Source organism: candidate division WOR-3 bacterium, from assembly GCA_039803925.1.
In the GTDB taxonomy this organism is placed as follows: Bacteria; Hydrothermota; Hydrothermia; order Hydrothermales; family JAJRUZ01; genus JBCNVI01.
In genome coordinates this window covers 190,805-205,531 of sequence record JBDRZL010000001.1, presented here as the reverse complement: position 1 = coordinate 205,531, position 14,727 = coordinate 190,805, and the positions used below count along the sequence as shown (strand labels likewise).

The following is a 14,727-nucleotide window of genomic DNA, read 5'->3' as shown; positions in this document are numbered from 1 at the left end:
AAAAATTAAATTGTGAATATTTTTGATTTTATAGAAAGAAAAGATGAAAATTTTTCTCCTGATGAATTTTATATGAAAAAAGTTTTAGAAATAGCAAGATTAGGTGAGGGTAGAGTATCTCCGAATCCTTTGGTAGGTGCCCTTGTGGTAAAAAAGGGAAGAGTTATATCAACTGGCTATCACATGGGTCCTGGAACAAAACATGCAGAGAGAATAGCTCTTGATTATTTACCTTCAGATATAGAAGGTGCAACTCTTTATATAAACCTTGAACCCTGTGTTCATTATGGTAGAACACCCCCTTGTGCTCCATATATTGTTGAAAAGAAAATTAAGGAGGTTATTATAGGAAATATTGATCCTGATGAAAGGGTGAATGGAAAAGGGATAGAATATTTAAAGAAAAATAATATAAAAGTAATAACAGGAATTCTGGAAAAGGAATGTAAGGAGCTTAACAGGTTTTACTTTACTTATAAGACTAAAAAGAGACCATACATAACTTTAAAATTTGCAATGACATTAGATGGCAAAATTGCCTTGAATGATGGAACATCTAAATGGATTTCAAGCGAAGAGGAAAGAGAATTTGTTCATTATTTAAGAGGAAATTATGATGCTATAGTTGTAGGTAAAGGAACTTTTTTAAAAGATAACCCTCTTTTAACTCCAAGAGAAGTTTTTTCCTTCAGGAAACCTTACAGATTTATCTTATGGGGAAAAGAAAATTTTGAATTTAAAAATCAGAATTTCTTTAAGGATGAAAAGGGGTTTATAGTTGTTTCAGAGGATTATAAGGGGAATAATTATGATTTTTTAATTAAAATTAAAGGAAAAGGAAGAGTTAATTTAAGAAATTTTATTAAAAAAGTTTATAAAATGAATATAACTTCATTACTTGTTGAAGGAGGTAGTACTGTTTTATCAGCCTTTTTAAAAGCAGGACTTTTTGATGAGATTCATGCATCCTATTCCGGGAAAATAGCAGGTGACGGAATTTCACCATTGACAGGGTTGGGTCTTAAAAAATTTATGAAAAATTTTGAGATAAAGGATATAAAGATTTTTAAGTCAGATGTTTATATAATATGGAGGAAAAAAGATGAAAACTGAAATGAGAGTTTGCTACTGCGGTGAAGTTGATAGTAAATATATAGGAAAAGATATCACTTTATGTGGATGGTTAAAAAGAAAGAGAGAAATAGGTAAGATTTCATTTTTTGTTCTTGAGGATAGAGAAGGAGAGGTTCAGATTGTAGTTGAAAATGAAGAAATAAAAAATAAAATTAAAAATTTACCCCTTTATTCAACATTAAAAGTAAAAGGTATAGTAAGAGAAAGACCAGATAAGGATAAAAATCCTGATATGAAAACAGGTGATGTTGAAGTTCTTGCTCAAGAAATTGAAATTTTTTCAAAATCTAATATACTTCCTTTTTTACCTGATGAGGAGAAAGAAGTTTTTGAGGAAACAAAGCTATCATACAGATTTCTTGACTTAAGAAGCAAGAAGAAGAAAGAAGTTTTTAAACTGAGAAGCCAGGTTAAATTTATAATGACTAAAACTTTAATCGAAATGGGATTCATTGAGGTTGAAACTCCATACCTCTCAAAAAGCACACCAGAAGGTGCAAGGGATTTTTTGGTTCCATCAAGACTCCATAAAGGAAAATTTTACGCCCTTACCCAATCACCACAGATGTATAAACAGATTTTAATGGTATCTCAGTTTGATAGATATTTCCAGTTTGCAAGATGCTTTAGAGACGAAGACTTCAGAAAAGATAGACAACCAGAATTCACACAACTCGATATAGAAATGAGTTTTATAACTGAAGAAGATATTTTTTACTGTGTTGAAATAATATTTTATGAAGTTTTTAAAAAAATTTTTAAAAAAGAATTAAAAATACCTTTTGAGAGAATGACTTACGAAAAAGTAATTGAGTTATATGCATCTGATAAGCCAGATTTGAGGTATGATTATAAATTTGAAGATTACAAAAATCTTCTGGGGCAATTAGAAATTTTCAAAAATTATAAATATGTTAAAAGTATATTTTTTCCTTACAAATTTTCAAGAAAATTTATTGATGGTTTAGAGGAAGAGCTTAAAAAAGAAGGTCTTCCTGGATTAGGTTGGGTTGTTTTGGAAGGAGGAGAATTAAAAGGTCCATTTAAGAAATTTTTTAAAAAGTCTGATTTTTCTTTTGAGGGAGTAAGGTTTGTGATTGCTGGAGATGAGGATAAGATTTTTAAGTGGTGTTCTTTATTGAGAGAAAAAGTTATTGAAGAGTTAAAAAATATTGATTTAAAAGATGAGTTTAAATTTTTGTGGGTAATTGATTTTCCTCTTTTTGAAAAAAATGAAGAAGGTGTTATAGTTCCTGCGCATCATCCTTTTACTATGCCTAAGGATGAAAACTGGAAATTTGAGCCTTTAAAGGCAAAATCAAGGGCTTATGATCTTGTTTTGAATGGTTTTGAGATTGGTTCCGGAAGTATAAGGATAAGTAGCCCTGAGTTGCAAAGAGAGATTTTTAGGTTTCTTGGATACACTGATGAGGAGATAGAGGAAAGATTTGGGTTTCTTTTAAAGGCTTTATCTTTTGGAGCACCTCCCCATGGAGGTATTGCTCTTGGTTTTGATAGAATAATAATGATTTTGGGTAAAGAAAAGAGTATAAGGGATGTTATAGCTTTTCCGAAGACAGCACAGGGTATAGGTCTTCTTGAGGGTTGTCCATCATCTGTTTATAAAGAGCAGCTCAAGGAACTTGGTATTGAAATAAAGGAGGTTAAAAACAAATGACAGAAAAAAAACTTGTTGATTCTAATGAATTTTCAAGGATAATTGAGAGGTTATGTTTTGAAATTCTTGAGAGGCATTCTGAAGGTGATATTGATCTTGTTGGTATACAAACAAGAGGTGTTTATATTGCAAAAAGGATTAAAGTTTTGCTTGAAGAAAGGTTAAATAAGGAAATAAATATGGGGACTGTGGATATAACCTTTTACAGGGATGATTTAATGAAGTTATATGAGCAGCCGGAGGTTAAGGAAACAAACATTCCATTTTCTGTTGAAGACAGAAAGATTATACTTGTAGATGATGTTATATTTACAGGAAGAACAATAAGGTGTGCTATAGATGTTTTACTTGATTATGGAAGACCGAAAAAGATAGAGCTTTTAGTGATGGTGGATAGAGGTCATCGTGAATTACCAATTCATCCTGATTATTTTGGCAGAAAAATACCAACTTCAAGGGATGAGATAGTGGATGTAAGAGTTAAAGAGATTGATGGTGAGGATTCAATAATTTTGAGAAAGAAATCTTAAAGTAAAGATAATGTATCTTATGTTAACTTGATAAAATTCTTAGAATCTTATTTATTTTCTTCTCTATCAGGGATTCTTTTTGTTTTCCTTTTCTAATTTTCTTTTTAATGAGGAAAAGTAGCCTTATAAAGTAGTTTTATTATTATCAAAAAGGTTTTTATTTTTCTTAAAATAAAAAATGTTAATTTTTCTATTTTCCTTTTATCTTTCTGTTCACGAGGTAGATTTTTTTTCAGGTTGTCCCCTATCCCTTTTCAACCCACTTTTTTTGCCTTATATTTATATAGATTCTATAAATGACTTTTCACCTAATTTTTCTTATAAAAATTTTAATTATGAATTTATTGAACCTGATTCTGAAGGAATTATGACAAGATTTTTACTTTACAGAACCATTTTGAATACTGAACAAAACAGTATTTCAAGTTTTTTACCCTTTTTTAATGGAAAAATTAAATCTCTTTTATATTTTTCCCTTCTTAAAAATAGAGAAAATTATAATTTTTCTAAACATAACTATTATTTTCTTTTAAAATCAAAATCAATCCCCTTATACTTTAAACTTTCCAATTTTGATGCAAACCCATTTCAAAAAGAATATTCTTTAAAAAATTACTCTATCTCCCTTAAATTACTTTTCTTTTATATCTTATTTTCTGAAGAAAAAGGATTTATCAAAAAAAATAAATACAGTATAAAATTCTATAATCTCTTTAAAAATCTATATTACACCTTTGAATTTTCTAATTATAATTTTTATTTAGAAAACAAAAGGAACTTTAAAAATTTTAAAGTTAATTTATCTCTGCCTTTTGCTTTCACAAATATTGAACAAGGTAAAGAATCAAAAGAAGGAGAAAGATATATTGTTGATACAGGTTTAAATATAAAATTTCTAAAATTCTCTTACTTTATTCAAAAACTAATATTTCCCTTACCTTTTGATAGTTTAAGAGAAACATTAAATTATAAAAGTCCTGTTAGAAAAAGAGGCTTTAAAATCTCCCTAAATTACAAAAACAAAATAACAGGTTTAAATTTAGAACTTGAATACTTCAATACAAAGGACCTTTTTATCACTTTACCCTTTACTATAAAACCTCTCCTCTACTCTGGTAACTTTCTATCAATATTTACCTGTGATTCAATAGAATTATTTGATAAAATAAGAATTTTTTTAAAATATAAAAATTTAAAATCAAGTTCTTTTAATCATAAGCTTTACAGTTTTTCTTTAAAATTATTTTTTTTAAAGAATCTTGAAAAAAATTATTTAATCTATTTAAAAGGCAGTTTTAATTCTTTTGATAAAAATTATTTATTTAATTTAAGTCTTGAAGGTAATTTTTATTCCTATTTTATGCTTTCTTTTTCTTATAATCAACCTATGGGGGGAAATTTCTTTTATCCTCAAAATTATTCTCCTTTTCCCTTTTATTCCATCAAAATTTTTGTAAATGTTTCTGATTGAATTTTTTTTATTAATATTCATAGAATTTAAAGGATGAAAAAGGGATTTACCCTTGTTGAACTTTTGATTGTGGTTGTTATAATTGGAATACTTTCAAGTATAGGAATAGTAAATTATATAAGACTTGTTAATAACGCAAGGGAAGCCTCTTTAAAAAATAATATGCATATACTTCATACTGTTGTTGAAATTTTTTCTGTTACATCGCTTGGTCAATATCCAGGTGGTATTGATACAAAGGTTAAGGATGTTAATCCTTCTTTAGTAAGTCATCCAGATGGAGAAAAATCCATTGCTGATGGAAGAAGAAAGCCGCCTTTTTCTCAGAATGCTCTTCTTCTCCCCCATGAGAGTTTTAAAAATCCTTTTTTTCCCGATGAAAATGCTTTAGACAATCTTTTTTCAGGTCCACCTCCTGTTCCGCCAATAGGGTGTGTTTATTATACAGGATTTAAGGAAGATGGAAATATTGCAACTGAAGGAGAAGTTGCTTCTAAATATGTGATAACTGCCTATGGATTAAAAGGTCCCCTTGATTTAATTCTTCCTTAAAATATAATAATTTAAAATGAATATTGTTGAGGTAAAAAATTTAACAAAACATTTCCTTATCGGGTTTAAAAAAAGAAAAGTTTTGAATTCTATATCCTTTAATATAGAAAAAGGGGAAATTGTTGGTTTTTTGGGACCAAATGGTGCTGGAAAAACAACTACAATAAAAATTTTAACAGGACTTTTGAAATATGATGAAGGGGAAGTAAAAATTTTTGATTTAAAACCAGGGGACAAAAATGTAAGGAAGAAAATAGGTTTTTTGCCAGAACAGCCTTATTTTTATGACCATCTTTCAGGTTATGAATTTCTTGAATTAATTGGTGAGCTTTACGGAATTAATAAGAAAGTATTAAAAGAAAAAATAAATGAACTCCTTGAAATAGTTGGTTTAAAAGGAGATGGACATAAAAGGATAAGGACTTATTCAAGGGGAATGCTTCAGAGAGTAGGAATAGCAAGCAGTCTCATAAGAGACCCTGAATTTTTAATTCTTGATGAGCCTTTAACAGGGCTTGATCCAATTGGTAGAAAAGAAATAAAAGAGCTTATTTATGAGCAAAAAACAAAAGGTAAAACTATATTTTTTTCCTCCCATATTCTTTCAGATGCTGAGGAAATATGTGACAGGGTAATTTTAATTTTCAGTGGTGAAATAATAAAAGAGGGTCCTTTAAGTGAAATATTAAGGGAGAGAGTTAAAAGTTATGAGATAGTTTTGAAAAATGTTAATGAAGAAAATTTAAAGGGCAAAAATTTTGAAAAAAAGGGTGATGAAATTGTTTTGAAACTTCTGGATGAGAATATAGAGAAAGTTTTAAGAGAACTTTTTGAAAAGGAAAAAAATTTAAAAATTATAAGAATTACTCCTGAACTATATACCCTTGAAGAGTGGTTTGTTGAAATGGTGAAAGGGAAATGAAGGGAATAATTGCAATTGCAAAAAATACTTTTAAGGAGCTTGTAAGGCAGAAAATATTTTTTATAATTGTTATTTTTGGTTTTTCATTGCTTTTTATTTCTTTTTTCCTTTATCCCTTATCTGTTGGTGAACAATCAAAAATAATAAGGGATTTTGGGCTTTCTGCAATCACATTTTTTAATACTATACTTGTTATAATTGTAGGTGGTTCTCTATTACATAAGGAATTTGATAAAAGAACGATTTATCTTATTGTTACAACACCTGTGGAAAGAAGGGAGATAATCATAGGAAAATTTTTTGGTTTTTTAGTTCTTATATTGATAAATATAATTGGTATGTCAATTTTTCATCAAATATTAATATTTTTAACTGATGGGAAATTTGATTTAAAGATTTTTATAGCTCTTTATCCTTTTATTTTTGAAATTTCTATAATAATCTCAATACTTATTTTCTTTTCAACTTTTACAGGGGTTATTTTTTCTGCTTTTATGGGTTTTATTTTTTATGTTATAGGACACCTAATTGAGTCCTTAAAGCTTTTTTCAGAGATTTCTAAATCGCTTTTTTTGAAAATTATAAGTTATTTTCTATATTACTTTTTACCCAATCTTGAGCATTTTAATATAAAAAATAATATCGTTTATGGTGAAATTCCTAAAAAAGAATATTTCCTTTTTTCCACTTCCTATGGACTTATTTATATAATTCTTTTACTTTATATTTCATCTCTAATTTTTGAAAAAAAAGAGTTTAAATGAAAAAATTTTTTTATGTTTTTCTTTTATTTTTAATTGTTATAAACCTTTCTTATAGACTTGATGAAATAAGAGGTGTAAAAGAAAAAGTAGAGGAAATTCTTTATCTTCCAAAGGGTGAAATTTTAAAATATATAGCCCTTGACCACAGGAATACTTTATCAGATTATTTCTGGTTGCTTTTTATTCAATATTATGGACATCATCTTCAAACAGACCTCCAATTCCCCTATTTATATCCTATTACAGATATTATAACAGACCTTGATGAAAAATTTCTTCATGCCTATACATTTGGTTCTGTTAATATTGCTCATCATTTAAAAGATAAATTAAGTGTTAAAAAACTGCTTATGAAAGCTATGTATAAGAATCCTGAAAAGTGGGAATACCCTTTCTGGATGGGTTTTTTAAATTATGTTTTTTTTAAGGATTATAAAACTGCTGGAATATTTTTTAAACTATCAACATTTAAAAAAGATGCTCCACCTGTTTGTTATAGATTTTATGCTTTTACCTATTATAAAAAATTAAAAAATCTTGAAATAGCTCTTAAATTATGGGAGTATATGTATAACAGTGTAAAAAGTGAAGTAGAAAAAGAAATTGCAAAGGATTACATAAAAAGAACAATAATGAAAATACATATGAGAGACTTAAATATTTTAATAAAAAAATTCAAAGAAAAAGAGGGATACTCACCCTTATCTCTTAGAGAACTTTTAGAAAAGGGATATATAAAAGAAATACCCAAACACCCTTACGATGGTTATTACATAATAAGGGGGGATACAGTAGAGTCCATTATTCCTAAAAGATGATTTGCAAATTGCAAAAATCATTTGCAAAATGCAAAAAAAATCAATGAAAATTATAGGAAAAATAAAAGATTTGATACTGGAATGAATTTTGCATTATTTTTAAATTGAAAATTGAGTTTGTTTGGGTTCGAATCCCTGTGAAATAAAAGGAGGTAAAAAAATGAAAAAAGGTTTTACCCTGATAGAGCTACTCATCGTGGTGGTGATCATAGGTATACTGGCTGCTATAGCCATACCAAACTTCATAGCGATGGTGTCAAAGGCAAAAGATGCAGCAGTTCAAAGTAATATGAAAACAGCCCAGACTGCTGTTGAAGCTTTTTCTACATATACAGAAGGATACTATCCGGTAAATTTTTCCTCAACTGTGGCAAATGCAAGACAAGAAGTTGGTTTACCTCGTGGTAACGATAATACAAGTGTGGCTGGAATTGCCGCTGCTACAAAACCTGATAATAGTGGGGGTCCAATTTTATTACCTGTGGACTTCCATAACCCTGTAAGGGCTGCGACTAATGCATTTGAAAGTGGTCCTGGTGGTGTTGATGATGGTAGAGACGGTATTTTTGACGGTACCTGGGATATAAGTAGTGCAGGAATGATTCAGTATGGTTCTTATGATCTCCTTCCCGGTGGTGGATGGACTCCAACAACTGCGACCCATGCAGCTCAGGCTTATGCTATTGGTGGGTTTGGTTCCAAAGCAAATATAGGTCTTGTGCTTACATCCGGTCAATAAAATATAAAAAGGTATAAATTTAAATAAGGGGGGGGTAACAATCCCCCCTTTATTTTTTTTGTGTGATTATACTTTTAGGCTTTAAATAGGTTTTTTCACCTAAAGGAGGGTAGATAGAAATTAATGTGTTATCCCCTTATTTAAGGGGATGGGTGCTTCAAGGTTCACTTTTTCTCCTTATCTAAATGAAAGAGTAAAGGTTTTCAAAGTATTCTCTTCCTTTTTCAATTCCTTTAATTAACTTTATATTTAAATTTCTTGCATATTCTTCTGTTTCTGGATAAGGAAAAATTGCAACAATTATCTTTTCATCAATTTTTTCCCCTTCTTCCTTTTCATAAAATCTCACTGACCTTTCAAAACTTTCAATATCTCCAAGGGTTAAAGATGATTTTACCTCTATTGCTATTTTCTTTTTGTTTTTTATTAATATATCTATCTCAGCTGTCCTTGGATATATAAAAAATTCAGAATTTTTGTCAAATCTTCTCCATTTTATAACTTTATAATCAAGTTTTGAAAGAACTTCTTCAAATCCTTTTCTAAAAGCTTCCTCAGCTCCTACTCCCCACCTTGAACCAATAGCTGAGATTGTGTCTCTTAAAACCTTAAATCCATTCTCCATTTTTAATGTAAGAACTTCAAATTTTTTATTAATTTCTTCAAATCTTTTACTATTTTCTTCTCTTTGTGCTTTCAGTTCAAGGAGTATTTCTTTTATTTCCTCTTTTGTGGCAGCTTTTTTTTCAATCAATTCTTCAATTTTTAATCTTACAGAGGGATATTTTTCTATGATTTCAGGCAACTTTTCCTCAATTATCCTAATTATCTCCTCTTCAGATAGAATATTTTTCATCATAAAATTATAAAAAGAAAAAGTAAAAATTTCAATAATTAAATGGTAATTATATGTCTAAATTTTGGACCTTCTTTGCATTTTGCATTATAAATTCCCTTCTGGGTTCTGTTTTTTCACCCATTAAAATAGAAAATAATCTATCTGCCTCTGCTGCATCTTCAAGGGTTACCTTTTTTAAAATCCTTCTTTCAGGATCCATAGTTGTTTCCCATAACTGCTCTGGATTCATCTCACCAAGACCCTTATAACGTTGAATATTTACCCCATCTTCTCCTCCGATCTTCTTTAAAATTTCCTCCTTTTCTTCCTCTGAATAAGCATAATAAACCTTTTTACCTTTCTGTAACCTGTAAAGAGGAGGCTGTGCTATATACAAGAATCCAAGCTCTATAAGTGGTTTCATATACCTGTAAAATAAAGTTAAAAGAAGTGTCCTTATATGACTTCCATCAACATCAGCGTCAGTCATTATAATTATTCTGTGATACCTTATTTTTTCAGGCTTAAAATCTTCTTCATCAAAACCTATACCTATTGCCTGAAAAATTGTCTTAATCTCTTCATTTTTTAAAATTTTATCTATGGAAGCCTTTTCTACATTTAAAATTTTACCCTTTAAAGGCAAAATTGCCTGAAATTCCCTTGCTCTTGCCTGCTTCGCTGAACCACCTGCACTCTCGCCCTCAACCACAAATAACTCTGCTTTTGAAGGATCCCTGATAGAACAATCAGCAAGTTTTCCGGGAAGAGAAACTGATTCTAAAAGGGATTTTCTTTTTGTTAATTCTCTTGCTTTTTTTGCAGCCTCCCTTGCCCTTGCAGTAGCTATAACAAGTTTAACTATTTCCTCAGCAACAGAAGGATTTTCCTCAAGAAATCTGTAAAACCTGTCATAAAATACTGATTCTACAATACCTTTAACATTTGAGTTTCCGAGTTTTGTCTTTGTCTGACCTTCAAACTGTGGTCCTGGCATTTTTACATGGATACAGGCAGTTAAACCTTCCCTTGTGTCTTCTCCCTGAATCTCAATATCGTTTGATTTAAGCAAATTGTTCTTTTTTATATAATCAACTATTACCCTTGTAAGAGCTGATTTGAAACCCGTAACATGAGTTCCACCTTCATGGGTATTGATAGTATTAACAAAACTTAAAATATTTTCATATTGATAATCTGAGTTATATTCAAGGGCTATTTCAACTTCAATATCTTCCCTTTTTGCCTCCATCCAGTAAGGCTCATGAATTGGTTTCCTTGCCTCATCAAGGAATTTTACAAAGTCTTTTAATCCACCTTCTGCATAAAATTCCTTTTCCTTTCCATCTCTTTCATCAAAAACTTTAAGTCTTAAACCTTTAACAAGAAAAGAAAGTTCTTTTAATCTTTTTTCAACAATTTCAAACTCAAATTCTGTTTTCTTGAAAATTTCAGGGTCAGGCTTAAATCTCACCTCTGTTCCACTCTCCTCTGTTTTACCTATCTCTTTGAGTTCAGTAATTTTTTTTCCTCTTGAAAATTTTTGATAATAAATTTTCCCATCCCTTTTTACTTTTACTTCAAGAAATTCTGAAAGGGCACATACAACGGATGCTCCAACTCCGTGAAGACCACCTGATATCTGATAGATTTTTTGATCAAACTTTCCTCCAGCGTGAAGATAGGTAAATACAATCTCAACTGCTGGTTTTTTTTCTGTTGGGTGGAGATCAACCGGTATTCCTCTTCCATCATCTTTAACAGAACAGGAACCATCAGAATGAAGGATTACTTCAATATTTTTTGCATAACCGGCAAGAGCTTCATCAACTGAATTATCAAGTATTTCAAAAATTAAGTGGTGAAGTCCCCTTTTTCCAACATCCCCTATATACATTGCAGGTCTTCTTCTAACACCCTCTAAACCAGGTAAAATTTGAATTTTAGATGCATCGTATCTTTCTGTCATATTATTCCATCCTCCTTGTAAATTTTATTTCTTTTACAATTTTTCTCTTAAAAAAATTATTTATTTCTTTTATAATCTCTTTTTTTAAATTATATATTTCTGACCTCATAATTGAATCACTTGAAAAAAGATAAAGAATTCCATCCTTGCAATTAACTGCCTTTACTTTTAAAGCTATACCCTCCCCTACAATTTTCTCCCATTCCTTTATAACCTGATATTCATAAAATCTTTTTTCAAGCCCTTTCTTTCTAAAAAATTCAAAAAGAATATTGCTTAAATTTTCCATTTTACAAAACTATTTTATTTTTTATATCAAGATCCTTCAGGGATGTAATAATAATCTGACCTTCCCATTTTCCAATAAAATCTTTCACAAGATTAAAATCAAGAATTGAAAAAGGGTCATCTAATAAAAGTAAGGGTAAATTTCCACTTTCTTTCATCATTTCAGCAATAGCAATATAAAAATAAAACAAAAAAATCCTTTTTTCACCCTCCGAACACTGCGTCTTTAACTCAAAACCATCTTTTAAAAAAGTAATTTTATCCCTCGAAATACCAAAAAGAGTAAAACCTTTTTCTTTCTCCTTTTCAAAATCATAATCCAAAACTGAAGGTTCATAATTAATAAAAACATTTAAATAGTTTTTCATAACTTCCTCTATTTTTTTAATATATATTATACGTTTACTCTGTAATATTTTTCCATTATCTTGAAGCAATTTCTTAAAAGGGTCTATATTTTCTTTAATATTTTTAAGATATTTATTTCTTTGTTCAAGAATCCTGTTGTAATTAAGTAAGATTTTAAAATATTCATTATCCAAAAGGGAGATAAGGTAATTTATTTCTCTGAGGAGTTCACTTTTACTCCAGAATATTATTTCTTTTTTTGAATGAAAAAAAATTGTGGGTAATTTTTTAAAGACATAGGAATAGGATGGAACTTTTTTATTATTTAAGTAAAGATTTTTTTTATCTTTTTCTATTTCAAGTTTTATTTCGTATTTTCCATTTTTTGAATTTCCCTTACAGAGGATTAGGGAAAATTCTTTACCTTTTTTAATAATTTCAGAATTACTTGCTCCTTTCAAGTTTCTCGGATAGCTGAGAAGGTGTATTGCTTCAAGAATTGTTGTTTTCCCTGCTCCATTTGGTCCTGTAATAAGATTTACTCCTTCTTTAAAGAAAAATTCTTTCTTTTCAAATTTTCTGAAATTTTGCAAAAATAGATAATTTATTAACATGCATTTTAAAAATTATAAGCCAAAAAATATTGATTTTCAAATTCAGTGGAATTTTAAATATTGATTTTTAAAATTTTTACTTTTATATATAAAAATGTTTATTCTTTCCTTTGAAACCTCCTGTGATGAAACTTCGGTTGCTATTTTACAAAATAAAAAAGTAAAATCCCACATTTTATCCTCTCATATTTCAGGAATTGAGTTTGGGGGTGTAATGCCTGAATTTTCCTCACGAACCCACATGGAAATAATTGTCCCATCACTTAAACTTGCCCTTGAAATTGCTAAGATTGATACAAAAGATATAAATTTAGTTGCAGCAACCCAGGGACCAGGTCTTATAGGCTCTCTCCTTGTAGGTTATATCTTTGGTAAATCACTCGCTTCTTCTTTACAAGTTCCCTTTTACGGAATAGATCACCTTGAAGCACATCTTTTTTCTGTTTTTATAGATAGAGAACCAGAATTTCCTTTACTTTCCCTTCTTGTTTCAGGAGGGCATACAGAGCTGTTTCTACTTCAAGACATAAATGAAATAAAATATCTTGGTGGAACACTTGATGATGCAGGAGGTGAATGTCTTGATAAGGCTGCAAGACTTTTTGGTTTTAAATATCCAGGAGCAAAGAGGCTTTCTGAACTTGCTAAAAAAGGTGATAAAAATTTTATCAAATTTCCCCTTCCACAAACTAAACCCTTTACTTTCAGCTTCAGTGGTTTAAAAACTGCATTAATAAGGTATATTGAGAAGATAAATCCAGAGGAATTTGAAAATTTAAAATCCAATATTGCAGCCTCTTTCCAGGAAACTGTTTTTCAACATATACTGGAAAAAGTTAAAGAAGCTATACATGTTCTTAATTTAAAAAATTTAACAATTTCAGTTGTAGGGGGTGTAGCAGCAAATGATAGACTAAGAGAAATATTTTATGAAAACTTTGATAAGGTTTTATTTCCTCCATTAGAATACTGCGGAGATAATGCTGTTATGGTTGGTATAAGAAGTTATTACCTTCATAAAAATAAAAAAAATATTTTAGAATTTTACGATGTTTATACAAAATATCCTTTTCAAACAAAAGGAGGGTAAAAATGCTTGAAATAAAATTTGGTGGAGTTTCTGAGCAAATAAAAGATAGAAGGGCTGATATAATTATTCTCGGAGCAGGTCCTGCAGGGCTTTCAGCTGGCTTATATGCAGCAAGAGCAAATTTAAAAACAATAATTCTTGAAAAGGAAACAATCGGAGGGCAGCTTTCCCTTACTGAATGGATAGAAGATTATCCAGGTTTTCCAGATGGAATTAAAGCAAGCGAACTTATAAATTTAATGAGAAAACATGCTGAAAATTTCGGAGCAAAAATACTTATGGAAAAGGCTAATAAAATTGAATTACTTGATAAAGGTTATAAAAAAGTCATCACTGATAGAGGCGAATGGATAACAAAAGCCATAATCGTTGCAACAGGAGCACATCATAAAAGACTTGGTATAAAAGGTGAATTAGAACTTATGGGAAGAGGTGTTTCAAATTGTGCTGTATGTGATGGTCCATTTTTTAAAGATAAGGAGATTGTTGTGGTTGGGGGAGGAGATTCTGCTGTAACAGAAGGTATCTATTTAACAAGATTTGCAAAAAAAGTTTATATTGTTCATAGAAGAGATAAATTCAGAGCCCAGAAGATTTATATTGAAAGGGCTAAAAATAATCCTAAAATTGAGTTCATTCTTAATACTGTTGTTGAAGAAATAAAAGGTGAAAAAAAAGTTGAAGGTATTGTTTTAAAGAATGTAATAACCGAAGAAGTATGGGAAATGCCTGTTTCTGCTGTTTTTATATTCATTGGACTTATGCCAAATTCTGAAATTCTTGAAGGCTTAACACCTCTTGATGAAAGAAAAGCTGTGATTACAAATGAGAAAATGGAAACTTCTATTCCAGGAATTTATGCAGCTGGAGATGTAAGGAATACGACTCTGAGACAAGCAATTACAGCAGCTTCAGATGGAGCAATTGCAGCAATGATGGCTGAAACTTATATAAATGAAAATTTCTAATTTT

15 protein-coding genes and 1 pseudogene are annotated in these 14,727 nt (G+C 29.7%); 12 read left to right on the top strand and 4 right to left on the bottom strand.

The genetic code is table 11. The annotated features are described in order from the left end of the window. The first annotated feature begins 12 nt into the window (after window positions 1-12). The 10 genes and pseudogenes from ribD (at window position 13) to ABIN17_00935 (ending at window position 8,608) form a co-directional block, all read left to right on the top strand. The gene (gene ribD, locus ABIN17_00980; GenBank protein ID MEO0283633.1) at window positions 13-1,113 is read left to right on the top strand and encodes a bifunctional diaminohydroxyphosphoribosylaminopyrimidine deaminase/5-amino-6-(5-phosphoribosylamino)uracil reductase RibD; all 1,101 of its coding nucleotides are present in this window, start codon (window positions 13-15) and stop codon (window positions 1,111-1,113) included. Continuing rightward, window positions 1,103-2,812 (top strand): aspartate--tRNA ligase, encoded by a 1,710-nt coding sequence (gene aspS, locus ABIN17_00975; protein MEO0283632.1) that lies wholly within the window; start codon window positions 1,103-1,105, stop codon window positions 2,810-2,812. Before ribD ends, aspS begins: the two co-directional genes overlap by 11 nt. Further along, a complete protein-coding gene (gene pyrR / locus ABIN17_00970; protein MEO0283631.1) occupies window positions 2,809-3,342 on the top strand; it encodes a bifunctional pyr operon transcriptional regulator/uracil phosphoribosyltransferase PyrR in 534 nt (177 codons plus the stop codon). The genes aspS and pyrR overlap by 4 nt, the downstream gene beginning before the upstream one ends. Before the next feature lie 178 nt (window positions 3,343-3,520). Beyond that, a complete protein-coding gene (locus ABIN17_00965; protein ID MEO0283630.1) occupies window positions 3,521-4,813 on the top strand; it encodes a hypothetical protein in 1,293 nt (430 codons plus the stop codon). Window positions 4,814-4,846: 33 nt separating this feature from the next. Continuing rightward, window positions 4,847-5,365, top strand: a complete 519-nt coding sequence (locus ABIN17_00960; GenBank protein MEO0283629.1) for a prepilin-type N-terminal cleavage/methylation domain-containing protein — start codon at window positions 4,847-4,849, stop codon at window positions 5,363-5,365. A gap of 16 nt (window positions 5,366-5,381) precedes the next feature. Beyond that, window positions 5,382-6,287: an ABC transporter ATP-binding protein gene (locus tag ABIN17_00955; protein ID MEO0283628.1), complete on the top strand. Its 906-nt coding sequence runs from the start codon at window positions 5,382-5,384 to the stop codon at window positions 6,285-6,287. Further along, window positions 6,284-7,051: an ABC transporter permease subunit gene (locus ABIN17_00950; protein ID MEO0283627.1), complete on the top strand. Its 768-nt coding sequence runs from the start codon at window positions 6,284-6,286 to the stop codon at window positions 7,049-7,051. Before ABIN17_00955 ends, ABIN17_00950 begins: the two co-directional genes overlap by 4 nt. Continuing rightward, window positions 7,048-7,869 (top strand): hypothetical protein, encoded by an 822-nt coding sequence (locus ABIN17_00945; protein MEO0283626.1) that lies wholly within the window; start codon window positions 7,048-7,050, stop codon window positions 7,867-7,869. The genes ABIN17_00950 and ABIN17_00945 overlap by 4 nt, the downstream gene beginning before the upstream one ends. A gap of 160 nt (window positions 7,870-8,029) precedes the next feature. Further along, window positions 8,030-8,095: pseudogene (locus ABIN17_00940) on the top strand (prepilin-type N-terminal cleavage/methylation domain-containing protein). A 24-nt stretch (window positions 8,096-8,119) separates the two neighbouring features. Then, window positions 8,120-8,608: a hypothetical protein gene (locus ABIN17_00935; protein MEO0283625.1), complete on the top strand. Its 489-nt coding sequence runs from the start codon at window positions 8,120-8,122 to the stop codon at window positions 8,606-8,608. A 181-nt stretch (window positions 8,609-8,789) separates the two neighbouring features. On the opposite strand, the gene ABIN17_00930 is transcribed toward ABIN17_00935, so the two are convergent. The 4 genes from ABIN17_00930 to ABIN17_00915 are packed head-to-tail and all read right to left on the bottom strand — an operon-like array spanning window position 8,790 to window position 12,665. After that, on the bottom strand, window positions 8,790-9,464 hold the full coding sequence (locus ABIN17_00930; GenBank protein MEO0283624.1) for a DUF3782 domain-containing protein: 675 nt from the start codon (window positions 9,462-9,464) through the stop codon (window positions 8,790-8,792). 49 nt (window positions 9,465-9,513) lie between these two features. Continuing rightward, complete coding sequence (gene gyrB / locus ABIN17_00925) at window positions 9,514-11,415, bottom strand: DNA topoisomerase (ATP-hydrolyzing) subunit B (protein MEO0283623.1); 1,902 nt, start codon at window positions 11,413-11,415, stop codon at window positions 9,514-9,516. 1 nt (window position 11,416) lies between these two features. Next, window positions 11,417-11,704 carry a DUF721 domain-containing protein gene (locus ABIN17_00920; GenBank protein ID MEO0283622.1) on the bottom strand — a complete coding sequence of 96 codons (288 nt, stop codon included), beginning with the start codon at window positions 11,702-11,704 and terminating at the stop codon, window positions 11,417-11,419. A 1-nt stretch (window position 11,705) separates the two neighbouring features. After that, window positions 11,706-12,665, bottom strand: coding sequence for an AAA family ATPase (locus ABIN17_00915; GenBank protein ID MEO0283621.1), 960 nt, complete (start codon window positions 12,663-12,665; stop codon window positions 11,706-11,708). Window positions 12,666-12,759: 94 nt separating this feature from the next. Here ABIN17_00915 and tsaD point away from each other — a divergent pair, with 94 nt between their 5' ends. After that, on the top strand, window positions 12,760-13,755 hold the full coding sequence (tsaD, locus tag ABIN17_00910) for a tRNA (adenosine(37)-N6)-threonylcarbamoyltransferase complex transferase subunit TsaD (protein MEO0283620.1): 996 nt from the start codon (window positions 12,760-12,762) through the stop codon (window positions 13,753-13,755). A 2-nt stretch (window positions 13,756-13,757) separates the two neighbouring features. Further along, on the top strand, window positions 13,758-14,723 hold the full coding sequence (trxB, locus tag ABIN17_00905) for a thioredoxin-disulfide reductase (GenBank protein ID MEO0283619.1): 966 nt from the start codon (window positions 13,758-13,760) through the stop codon (window positions 14,721-14,723). The last annotated feature ends 4 nt before the right edge of the window (window positions 14,724-14,727 follow it).

Bases quoted from the DNA above. Each gene is read 5' to 3' on its own strand.
- aspS (MEO0283632.1), top strand. From the start codon at position 1,103: ATGAAAACTGAAATGAGAGTTTGCTACTGCGGTGAAGTTGATAGTAAA.
- pyrR (MEO0283631.1), top strand. From the start codon at position 2,809: ATGACAGAAAAAAAACTTGTTGATTCTAATGAATTTTCAAGGATAATT.
- ABIN17_00965 (MEO0283630.1), top strand. From the start codon at position 3,521: ATGTTAATTTTTCTATTTTCCTTTTATCTTTCTGTTCACGAGGTAGAT.
- ABIN17_00960 (MEO0283629.1), top strand. From the start codon at position 4,847: ATGAAAAAGGGATTTACCCTTGTTGAACTTTTGATTGTGGTTGTTATA.
- ABIN17_00955 (MEO0283628.1), top strand. From the start codon at position 5,382: ATGAATATTGTTGAGGTAAAAAATTTAACAAAACATTTCCTTATCGGG.
- ABIN17_00950 (MEO0283627.1), top strand. From the start codon at position 6,284: ATGAAGGGAATAATTGCAATTGCAAAAAATACTTTTAAGGAGCTTGTA.
- ABIN17_00945 (MEO0283626.1), top strand. From the start codon at position 7,048: ATGAAAAAATTTTTTTATGTTTTTCTTTTATTTTTAATTGTTATAAAC.
- ABIN17_00935 (MEO0283625.1), top strand. From the start codon at position 8,120: ATGGTGTCAAAGGCAAAAGATGCAGCAGTTCAAAGTAATATGAAAACA.
- ABIN17_00930 (MEO0283624.1), bottom strand. From the start codon at position 9,464: ATGAAAAATATTCTATCTGAAGAGGAGATAATTAGGATAATTGAGGAA.
- gyrB (MEO0283623.1), bottom strand. From the start codon at position 11,415: ATGACAGAAAGATACGATGCATCTAAAATTCAAATTTTACCTGGTTTA.
- ABIN17_00920 (MEO0283622.1), bottom strand. From the start codon at position 11,704: ATGGAAAATTTAAGCAATATTCTTTTTGAATTTTTTAGAAAGAAAGGG.
- ABIN17_00915 (MEO0283621.1), bottom strand. From the start codon at position 12,665: ATGTTAATAAATTATCTATTTTTGCAAAATTTCAGAAAATTTGAAAAG.
- tsaD (MEO0283620.1), top strand. From the start codon at position 12,760: ATGTTTATTCTTTCCTTTGAAACCTCCTGTGATGAAACTTCGGTTGCT.
- trxB (MEO0283619.1), top strand. From the start codon at position 13,758: ATGCTTGAAATAAAATTTGGTGGAGTTTCTGAGCAAATAAAAGATAGA.